The 10296-nt window shown below is 53.0% G+C and carries 9 protein-coding genes and 1 pseudogene; all 10 read left to right on the plus strand.

The genetic code is table 11. The features are described from left to right. Positions 1-975 (plus strand): LuxR C-terminal-related transcriptional regulator (locus tag ACRESJ_RS26950; protein ID WP_431760575.1); only part of this gene is annotated, 975 nt, incomplete at its 5' end. A gap of 1012 nt (positions 976-1987) precedes the next feature. Continuing rightward, positions 1988-2197, plus strand: a pseudogene (locus ACRESJ_RS26955) (HAMP domain-containing protein); the annotation flags it as partial. Beyond that, positions 2192-3055, plus strand: coding sequence for a methyl-accepting chemotaxis protein (locus tag ACRESJ_RS26960; protein ID WP_431760583.1), 864 nt, complete (start codon positions 2192-2194; stop codon positions 3053-3055). The pseudogene ACRESJ_RS26955 and the gene ACRESJ_RS26960, both read left to right, overlap by 6 nt. 269 nt (positions 3056-3324) lie before the next feature. After that, on the plus strand, positions 3325-4914 hold the full coding sequence (locus ACRESJ_RS26965) for a phytoene desaturase family protein (RefSeq protein WP_431760576.1): 1590 nt from the start codon (positions 3325-3327) through the stop codon (positions 4912-4914). Beyond that, positions 4914-5117, plus strand: a complete 204-nt coding sequence (locus ACRESJ_RS26970; protein WP_431760577.1) for a hypothetical protein — start codon at positions 4914-4916, stop codon at positions 5115-5117. The genes ACRESJ_RS26965 and ACRESJ_RS26970 overlap by 1 nt, the downstream gene beginning before the upstream one ends. A gap of 9 nt (positions 5118-5126) precedes the next feature. Then, entirely contained in the window at positions 5127-5504 is a 378-nt protein-coding gene (locus ACRESJ_RS26975) for a nuclear transport factor 2 family protein (RefSeq protein ID WP_431760578.1), read from the plus strand. A gap of 459 nt (positions 5505-5963) precedes the next feature. Then, complete coding sequence (locus ACRESJ_RS26980; protein ID WP_431760579.1) at positions 5964-6569, plus strand: hypothetical protein; 606 nt, start codon at positions 5964-5966, stop codon at positions 6567-6569. 35 nt (positions 6570-6604) lie between these two features. Beyond that, positions 6605-8263, plus strand: a complete 1659-nt coding sequence (locus tag ACRESJ_RS26985; RefSeq protein WP_431760580.1) for an FAD-binding protein — start codon at positions 6605-6607, stop codon at positions 8261-8263. Beyond that, positions 8260-8607, plus strand: coding sequence for a c-type cytochrome (locus tag ACRESJ_RS26990; RefSeq protein WP_431760581.1), 348 nt, complete (start codon positions 8260-8262; stop codon positions 8605-8607). The genes ACRESJ_RS26985 and ACRESJ_RS26990 overlap by 4 nt, the downstream gene beginning before the upstream one ends. Positions 8608-9186: 579 nt before the next feature. After that, the coding region (locus ACRESJ_RS26995) for a DUF1329 domain-containing protein (RefSeq protein WP_431760582.1) at positions 9187-10296 on the plus strand (1110 nt) is incomplete at its 3' end.

The following is a 10296-nucleotide window of genomic DNA, read 5'->3' on the forward strand; positions in this document are numbered from 1 at the left end:
GCCATGCACCTTGCGAAGATTCACTACGAGCGTGATGAGCTCACGCAGGCCCGGAAACTTCTTGAAGATTACCTCCCTCAGATCCACGGACTGGGTTTTGTAGATCAAGCAATCGCAGGGTGGCTGACCAGGGCGCGGCTCTCGATGATTGATGGCGACGCCGCTACCGCATTCCAGATGCTCGACGAAGCAGACATCTTCGCTCAGAAGCACAATTTTGAACGACTCCGTCTTTTCGCACTCGCAGAGCGATTGAAGTGGCTGCTTCGTCAGGGCAACACTGACGCCGTCATTAAACTTGGTCGAAAACATGAGCTACGGGTACCCGCCAGCCAGGTAGCGCCTCACCACTCAATCACGACCCGAGATGAGGCTCGAGCTCTCGCCTGGGTTCGAGTGGCCCAAGCTGAGGATCGCCTCCCAGAGGCACTACACCTTGCCAAACAATGGCATCGGTACATGAGCTCAGCAGATGCCATTCGTAGCGTATTAAGGTGGGATCTGATCATCGCACAGTTGTCCTTGCTCGCAGGGGATCAGCGAGCGGCATTACGAATAGTGCGACGAGCTATGTTCCAAGCAGCTCCAGGAGGCTTCATCAGAGTGTTTCTTGACGAAGGTGCTTGGCTACACAACTTGCTCCGCGAACAGCTTCAAGATACCCAGGTCGACGGAGAGCAAACAGACGCGTTTGCTGTAGAGTTGCTCAAGCGCCTCCAGACCGACAAAACCCTTGCCGCAAAACCCATCCTTCCCCCTCAAGAGCCGGTAGCAATCGCTGGCTCTCTTAATAGCCGCGAGCTAGACATTCTCAAGATGGTAGCGGTCGGTATGCTCAACAGGGAGATTGGCACCAAGCTAGGTATGACCGAAGGTTCTGTGAAGTGGTACTTACAGCAGATCTACGACAAGATTGGTATCCGACGCCGCTCCCAAGCAGCCGAACGCGCACGTCAGTTAGGCGTACTGCGCTAACTATTCAGCCCGGCACTATCCATCGATAGGTGCCGGGCTATCCCCCTCTACCTAGCCTCGCCTTAGAACAGCGGCCACCCTACGGCCGGCGCGTATGTACGCCTTATAAGCAGCCCACAAGGACAACAACATGCTGCAATCCATCCTGAACGCACTGATCAATCTATCTGTGGGGCGAAAGCTTCTAATTGGATTTGGCTTGGTCTCTGCTCTTTCCTTGGCAGCGATTGCTCTAGCCATCCATTCAGCAAATCTGCTGCTAGACGGCAATCGGCAATTTGAAACGATCGCCGAAATAAACCTTCTGTTGCTTCAAGCACGAGGGGCAGAAAAAGATTTTGCGCTCGACCATGACAGCCAAGACGCAAAAGCGCTCTCACAAAAAATGGATGATCTTGGCAAGCGAGTAGACGAGCTATTGATTGAGAGCACGTCCGACCACGAGATTCTGCAGGACATTCGCTCTACTGCTAATTCGTACCGTGGCCAGTTCGATCAATTCGTTTTGGATACGCAGAAATCCAAGCATGCGCTCACAGCAATGCAAAAGCAGGCGGACGAAGCCCGTATCCAATTCGAATTCGTCGAGATGGATATGTACACCGCGCTACGAGGCAGCATTAGTGCTCAAGAGGCTCTCAACCCGGACACCCTCACTTTTGCTGAGAATGCATCCGCCCTACTCCGCCAGATGATGGCGATTCGGAGCAGCGAATTCTCTTTCACTCAGCTTGGCGATGGGCAAGCGCTGAAAGAGTGGGATGAGCTGATGCAGGGCACAGAGGGAGATGTAGCCCGGCTACACGAACGAATTGGCAAAGAGCACGACGATATCCTTGAAGCAGCCGAAGAAGCCCTCGCGAACTATCGAACCTCCTTTCAGCACTATGAAGCAAGCCGTAAGGCCAACGAGGTTGGCGCGCAAAAAATGCGAGACCAAGCACAGCGAGTTCTTCGACAAGCAGACGAAGCACTTGCCAATCACAAGAAATGGATGGCTCAACGAGCAGGCATGATTCTGCGCCTTTTGATCATCACCGCGATTGTGATCACCGGACTTGCACTGATCGCGGGTTACACGATCCACAAGCTAATTCTTCCTCCGCTACGGCAAGCACTTGCCTTGGCCCAAGCGATCGCAAAAGGTGACCTGAGCCATGAAATATCGACGAGTCGTAGTGACGAACTTGGCCAGTTATGCCTGGCGATGGGCGATATGACTACCGGTCTTCGATCTCTCATTCTGCGCATTGTCCAAGGCATAAACCAACTCCACCACTCTGCCCATCAGCTGCAACAAGCAAGCTTGCAGAACAGTAATGGCGCGAAAAGTCAGCAACAAGTAACGGAGCAAGCTGCCACAGCTACACAGCAAATGGCCTACAGCGCAGAGGCAGTTTTTCGACATGCAGAGGACGCTTCAAATGCAGCCGAGTTAGCTAACCGTCAGGCGAGTGAGGGTGACGAAGTCGTACGCCATAGCGCCGATCAGATTAGTCGACTAGCTGAAGACGTAAGCCTATCGATGCAGACCATTGAACGCCTACATGATGGAAGCGATCGAATTGGCGGCGTTCTTGATGTTATCAAAGCGGTAGCAGAGCAAACGAATCTCTTAGCTCTCAACGCAGCAATCGAGGCTGCCCGTGCAGGTGAACAAGGTCGCGGGTTCGCTGTTGTCGCTGACGAAGTTCGGGCGCTCGCAATGAGGACTCAGGACTCTACCAGCCAAATTGAGTCACTCATCGCTGAATTACAGTCGCTGTCTAAGCAAGCGGTCAAGCAGATGGCCAATAGCGCCCAACTCAGTCAGGAAGTAGCAGCACAGGGAGAACGCGCGCGAGTTGCAATTTCAAGGATCACAGTAGCAGTTAGCAGCATTCAGTCACTCAACTTACAGATAGCCTCGGCAGCCAAAGAGCAGAGCTCAGTAGCTGGCGAAATCAGTGAAAACGTCGACCGAGTAAGGAGGATTACTGACCAGGGTGCGGCCGCGACTGAGAGCATTGCTCAGGCCAGCTCCGAGCTGGCAGACCTTGGTGGAGAACTGCAGCAGTTGGTTCGTCAATTTCGAGTTTGACGGAGCTATCTTTAGGTAGGGGTACGAACTCGAAATCAGGGTAACTATTCGATTCCCAGCTGAGCTACTCGATCCCTTTCATGCTGGATTTTAGGAGCGATCTCGTACTTGTGAGAGATCGCTTCTTTTTTTACCTCATAGATACTTGCAGTAGCTCTTCATTACTTCGCACGCTATCCATGGATAGGTGCTCCCTCCGCAAAGCCATTCTTAACATCGCATCAAGCTCTACCAATTCCTATTCAATAAAAACAACAGGACTCAGCAAGATGAGCAGCGCCTACGATGTCGTTACTGTGGGGTCTGGCCATAACGGTCTGGTCGCAGCCGCCTATCTAGCGGCTGCGGGCAAAAGAGTATTAGTCCTTGAAAGAAATGAGTGGTTTGGTGGCGGCGTCGTCACTCGCGAACTCACCGTGCCGGGATTTCGGCACGACCAACACAGCGTCGGCCACATTTTCATCCAGGCGAACCCACTCATTCGCAACGACGAGCTTGGCCTGCTAAGCAAATACGGTCTGAAGTATATCTACCCAGAAGTACCACTGATCTCGGTGTTCGCAGATGGCAGTACGCTCAGCTTGTACCGCGATCGTCAGAAAAACTATGAAGAGCTCGCAAGATTTTCGCAGAAAGACGCCGAAGCCTATCTGAAATTCTCAGAAATCGCGGCTCACTATCTGCCTATGCTGTTGGGCACCCTTTATTCTGCTCCGGTTCCCATGGGTGCCCAGTTCGCCATGATGGATCAAAGCCCCGAAGGTCGTGAGATGTTCGCGACCATGATGAAAAGCAGCTGGGAGATCATCTGTGAGTGGTTTAACCACGAGAAGATCAGGCTGCACTTCGCTCGAATGGTTGGAGAGAACCTCGCCAGCCCTGAAGAACTCGGCTCCGGCATCAGTCTCTTCATGTTCTTGGGCTTCATGGAAAAGTATGGCATCGGTATTCCTGTGGGCGGTAGCGGCGCCCTTACCGAAGCTTTGATTCGATGCATTCGAGACAACGGCGGCGAAGTATTGTCGTCCGTCGATGTTTCCAAGATTGATACTCGTGGAGGCAGAGCAGTAGGTGTACGAACCCACGACGGCCGCACCTTCGAAGCACACGATGGTGTAATCGGAGGCATTCATCCGCACCTGCTGCGCAGCTATCTCGATGACTCAGGGGTGGCACCGATTGTCTTTGATCGTGCCGAGCGAACCCAAACCTCGCCATGCGCCTGCATCACGGTACACGCAGCACTCAATGAGAAACTGCGATTCAAAGCGGGTGAGCATGTTGAAAAAGCAGCTTTCATCGAGCTCTTGGGAGTAAACTTGGATCAGTTCCGTCGCTCATTTGACGATGTCCGTTACAACCAACTCCCCCAACATCCTCTGATAGCCCTCGCCTCCCCCACCAACATCGATCCAAGCCGTGCACCAGCGGGAAAGGCAACGCTGCATGCTTGGGCATATGTACCCTTCCAGATAGGACAAAACGTTCCCGAATACTGGGACGAAATCAAGGAAAGTTACGCCGATCAACTGCTCAGGTGGATGAGTCCCTTCTTCCACAACCTCGACAGCAGCCTGATCATCTCAAAGCACGTTGACTCCCCTCTGGATATGCAACGTACATCGCCCAGCTTCCAACGCGGAGATCTACACGGCATCGCTGGCTACCAGCACCAATTCGGCGCCCACCGCCCCACTCCAGACCTTGGACGTAATACCGTCCCCGGTCTTGACCGCTTCTATCTGGTCGGCCCATTCCAACACCCGGGAGGTGGTGTGTTTGGCGCAGGCCGAGCGACCGCCATGCGCATGTTTGATGACCTCAAAATGAACTTCAGCAAATTCAATAAGGTGACGTGATGAAGCTCTATTCTCCTGACGGGAGCGAACTGATGAAGATCGAAATGCTGGAGCGAGAAGGTGAAGTCTTGCTTCTTAAGGGCACCGCCTTTGGTGCCATGCCGATCACCGCAAAACTGAGCCCCCAGGAAATGCGTGGTGGATTTAGCCTGCTAAATCTGAAGCTCATTTGCTTTCTCATCAGCATGCTTTTCCGTCGCTAAGGAACACCTATGAATGCCTCTCCACACAAACAGTTAGCGCTCGACTACATGCGGCACAGGGAAAATGGCGATACCTCTGCCGCGTTAGCTCTAACCAGTGATGACGCCCGATTCTGGATGCCAGGCCCAGGCGATCTGAGCAAAGGACAAATGGCCGGACTTTTCGAACAAATCGGCCCGCTGATCCTAAGCATGCGTCTAACGATCCACGGCGCAATTGAGGAGGGCGATCGGGTTGCGATAGAAGCCAGTGGACTCGCTCAGCTTGCCAACGGGAAGGAGTACGCAAACAACTACCACTTCCTCTTCGTCATCAGCGAAGGACAGATCGTAGTAGTGAAGGAGTTCGCCGACACTGCTCCTGCGGCGGTAATTTTCGAGCAGTAGGCTCAACGCCGGACGGCGCAATGTCGTCCGGCGCGTTCGAAGCGCATTCGTTTCCCTCCCAAAGTTGCCTGCCAATACCAACAAAAAATCCTTCGTCAGCGGCTAACGATCAAGATGTAGGTTTGTCCTGCGAGATGGCAGCATCTGTCACCGTTTGCGTGCCTGTTTTCAACACGGGTATCCGGCGCCTCCCCTCAAAAGCTGGCTCGTCATTTGGGAAACGTTGGGCCGTTTATCTCGCAAAAAACTCTATCTGTTGATAGGTGATCCCGAACCTGACGACCTAGACAATTTCCATGCCTGCTTACTAAGCCGCTGGTCTAGCGGAATAAAAACAAGGAACAGGAGAGCCTCCGTGCCGTCCATATCGCCCCACGAAGTCAACTATAGGAAAGCCCACCGTAAGAGCATGGCTTTTCCGAACAAACCTCTTCCCAGTTACCGGGTTGGAAGCCGTCCATGAAACGACGCACTTTTCTAAAAACAAGCTTCGCGGGTTTTGCAGTGCCGACGCTGTGTGGCAGCTCGGGCTTGAGCCTTGCGCAATCACTTAGCGAATGGGTTGGAGAGCGACCTGCCGCTGTTATTTCTGACGCCAGGTTTCTCAACTGTCAACGTTTCGGAACAGCCGCTAGCGAAGAAGGTATCAGACATTTTTCAGTCGACGGGGACATAACCGAGATTTGGTTCAAACACCTGGATCCCATGTGGCGTAAGAGTCAGCCCGTCGTCATTGGCATGACGGCTCACCAGCCGCTGTTCGTTCTCGAACGCCTTGGCTGGGATAGAGATATGCGTGTGGTGTTGCGCGTAGAGCATGAGTGGCTACCTGATGGCACGGTTCATCATCGACTTGAAGCGCCTGCGCACCAGCTACCTCACATCGAGGCACTACTAACAGATGCCTCCGATTGGAGCGAACGCTTGGCTAGGTTGGGCGCGAACTGCAACTGGAGCCATCAGGGCATGTGCACTGCCGGCCTGGCAAGCGCACCAGCCACCAATCTACTTACCGCACCTGCCCCCCTGGTCACTTGGGTCATGGCCCCAGCACGGACTGCCTGACTGCAATCCTAAAATCACAAGAAGAGGATCTCCAAATGCGCCAACCTCCCGGCATCAGCAAACTCGACTTCGCCGAAGTCGTACGCCAATTTCAAGAGGCAGTTGGGAAGGAATGGGTATTCACTAGCGAAGAGGATCTCAACCTATATCGAGATGCCTACTCACCCTTTTGGGGGGAAGCAGAAGAACGGGTTGCGTCGGCAGCGGTCGCTCCCGCCTCCACTGAAGAAGTGCAGGTGGTGATGCGGATTGCCAATCGCTACAAGATTCCGATGTACCCCATTTCTACCGGCAAAAACTTGGGATATGGCGGTTCTGCGCCTGGCTACTCAGGCTCCGTAGTACTCGATCTCAAGCGCATGAATCGCGTGATTGAGGTGAACGAGAAGCAGGCGTACTGCGTAGTGGAGCCCGGAGTCAGCTACTTCGACATGTATCGCCATCTCCAAGAGAACAACATCAAGCTATGGATCGATGTACCGGATCCAGGTTGGGGCAGCATGATGGGCAATGCCTTGGATCGTGGCGCAGGCTACACAGCGGCTCAGTACCGAAACCATTTCGACGCACATTGCGGGATGGAAGTCGTCCTCGCCGATGGCACGCTCTTGCGTACCGGCATGGGAGCGATGCCGGGAGCTAAAACCTGGCAAACATATAAGTCGGGATTTGGGCCGTGGATTGATGGAATTTTCAGCCAGTCCAATTTTGGTGTCGTCACCAAGATGGGATTCTGGTTGATGCCGGAGCCTGAGGCTTTTCTCAAAGGCTCGGTTCATATGCCACGCTACAAAGACATGATTCCGCTAGTAGACACCATGACCCACCTTGAAAACTCCAAAGTGTTCACGGGCTATCCAGACTTCTACAGCCCTGTGCTTGGAACTCCTAGCCTTGCAGGTCTCCATGACTTTCTCGTCAATGGCCCAGAGCCCAGAGACGACGAGTACATGCAGCTCTTCCAGCGCGGGGCAAAGCCTGAAGAGTATGAGGAATACGGACTACGCAACAAAATTCCGTTCTGGACGTGCGACTTCACCTTCTACGGGCCGGAGAAGGTAATTCGGGCGCAATGGGAGCACGTCCAGGAGAGCTATCGAAAAGCCATTCCTGACTCGACATTCGACGAGAAGGAGTTCTACAACCTCCCGCTCACCGAACAGCAGAAGGAAACCGTGCAATATCCGGCTCAGTTCGGCATCCCAAACCTACGCACATTTGCAATTGGCGCACGCTCCAAGTGGAATCCCTCGCCACCTTCAGATGGCCATGCCTGGTTTTCTCCGGTGATCCCTCGCGATGGAGCTGAAGTCCTGCGCATCAACGAGATCCTGGGCAAGGCAGCACGAGATCTAGGCGTGCCTCTGGGGTACGCCATGAATGTTCCGTTGCCGGCCTGGGAGCGGACGTTCACATTTATTCTTCCATTCTTCATCACGAAGGATCCGGTGAAGAACAAGAACTCGCGCGAGGTCTTCAACAAGCTGGTAAAGATCGCAGCAGAGAATGGATGGGGCGAGTACCGCACTGGAACCGTCTTCCAGGATGAGGTGATGGACACCTACTCCTTTAACGATCATGCGCTGTTGCGATTCCACGAAAAGGTTAAAGACGCAATCGACCCCAATGGAATCCTCTCCCCTGGCCGGTATGGAATTTGGCCTAAGCACCTGCGCAAGGAGAAAAAGGCATGAGGCTCATAACTACTCTGACTCTCCTCGCACTCTACCTGGCACCTACCCTCGGAGTCTGGGCCAGTGAGCAACCCGACGGCCAAAAAGTCTTCGAAAAATGGTGTATGCCATGCCACGGGAAGGGCAACTACTACCCAGGTACAGTTGCTTTGGAATCCCGCTACAAAGGCGCGGTTCCAGGGCCTCTGCAGGAGCGTGTCGACCTGACACCTGAGCTTGTGAAGTACTTTGTGCGCAACGGGATTTCCGTGATGCCGTTTTTCCGAAAAACGGAAATTAGCGACACCGAGCTGGATGCGTTGGCGAAGTACCTGCAGAAGCAACCTGGCCAGGCATCTAAGTGATAATGATCGCGCGCTCCCTTAGATACTCGGCACAGAGTCAGCGGCTATTTATGTGGGCAGACAACAATCCATTTTCACCCCCCGATCACCGCTGCCCTTCATCATCCAGCGTGGCAAGCCGCCCCTCCTTACGCAGCGAGGGGTAGATGAGATGTTCGGCCCACAGGGCGCGAAGCACCGCTACCGACGATCTCTATCTTTCGATAGGTGATAGGCAACCCCCATTCGGAGAACTTCAACTGACACCTCCGGGCCAGCTAACGGCACCAGGCGTGCGAAACTTCTAAGGTCCAACAAATATAAGGAAACCGGACATGAAAAATCTCAGTTTGACAAAGCCGATTCGCTGCAATTCAACTACAAAGTTGATCAGACAAATCGCAAACCATCAAATCTGAAAACTTAAAGCGCCTAACAGATAATTTTCTTGCAATGCGAGCCAGAAACTAATTTGCGCGCTCGACTAGCGTTGCGAAAATTACAAGTTCGACCGCTCCACGTGCGCTGCCAGAGCTTATCGCTAACCGCATAATTTCAAGCCAGCGATTGTGACGTCCTCGTCCAAATCGGAGATTACTGATGAAAAACAATAAAAAATTATTCGCCTTAACTTTCTGCCTTTCAACCTTCTTGGCCCACCAGTCCATGGCAGCGGTCAGTCCTGCAGAAGCAGAGAAACTTAAAGGTGAGTTGACCCCAGTCGGAGCCATTAAAGCAGGTAATGCCGATGGCTCGATCCCGGAATGGACAGGAGGCCTAGTTAAAGACGTTAGCACCTCACAGAACTCTTCCAATCTGACGCGCCCCAGCGTGCTTTTCCCGAATGAAAAGCCCATCTTCACCATTACTTCTGCCAATGTTGGGCAATATGAAAGCAAGCTGACCGACGGCGCAAAATATCTGCTTAAGAATTATCCCGGCTATAAAATCAATGTGTACCAGACTCATAGAATTGGAGCCGCGCCACAGTACTTCTATGACCAATCAATTAGTAATGCCACCAATGTCACCATGACCAATTCAATAATGTCTATGGAACATTACCAGGGCGGCATTCCATTCCCCATTCCTAAAACTGGGGAGGAAGCTATTGCTAGCATGAAGTGGAACTGGCGCGGAGGAGACTCCACTCTTGAAGCTAGCACTTGGTTCGTGTCTTCTTCCGGCAAACGCGCATTGACATCAGCAAACATTATTAACATGTCGACGCCATACAATTACCCACCAGGTCGTGAGAAGAAATTCGACAAAAAATTGTGGGGCGGAGCTCTGATCACCGCTACAGCTCCCGCCTATTCAGCTGGCGAAAAGCAGGTGGTCAACATCCCTGCTGACCCGATCAGCGTACAAACCAACGCTTGGGTGTACCTAGCCGGGCAGCGTCGGCTACGCAAAGCACCTAACGTCCAATACGATGTCCCCAATAACTTTACCTCTGGGCTTACAAATTTCGACGACTCTTGGGGCTTCAGCGGTGCCACTGACCGCTATGATTGGAAGCTAATTGGTAAGGAAGAACGTTACGTTCCTTACGAAGGCAATGTGCTGGTGAATACCAAACCGGAAGTTCTCTTGGGTGAAAACTTCATTAACCCAGACTCAATGCGCTGGGAACTCCATCGCGTTTGGGTGGTAGAAGCAACATTGAAACCCGGTGCCCGCCATGTGGTACCGAAACGCCGCCTGTAC

Source organism: Pseudomonas sp. (assembly GCF_050739655.1).
GTDB lineage: Bacteria > Pseudomonadota > Gammaproteobacteria > Pseudomonadales > Pseudomonadaceae > Aquipseudomonas.

Excerpts from the sequence above, each read along its gene's own strand:
- ACRESJ_RS26960 (WP_431760583.1), top strand. The coding sequence starts at position 2,192 with ATGACTACCGGTCTTCGATCTCTCATTCTGCGCATTGTCCAAGGCATA.
- ACRESJ_RS26965 (WP_431760576.1), top strand. The coding sequence starts at position 3,325 with ATGAGCAGCGCCTACGATGTCGTTACTGTGGGGTCTGGCCATAACGGT.
- ACRESJ_RS26970 (WP_431760577.1), top strand. The coding sequence starts at position 4,914 with ATGAAGCTCTATTCTCCTGACGGGAGCGAACTGATGAAGATCGAAATG.
- ACRESJ_RS26975 (WP_431760578.1), top strand. The coding sequence starts at position 5,127 with ATGAATGCCTCTCCACACAAACAGTTAGCGCTCGACTACATGCGGCAC.
- ACRESJ_RS26980 (WP_431760579.1), top strand. The coding sequence starts at position 5,964 with ATGAAACGACGCACTTTTCTAAAAACAAGCTTCGCGGGTTTTGCAGTG.
- ACRESJ_RS26985 (WP_431760580.1), top strand. The coding sequence starts at position 6,605 with ATGCGCCAACCTCCCGGCATCAGCAAACTCGACTTCGCCGAAGTCGTA.
- ACRESJ_RS26990 (WP_431760581.1), top strand. The coding sequence starts at position 8,260 with ATGAGGCTCATAACTACTCTGACTCTCCTCGCACTCTACCTGGCACCT.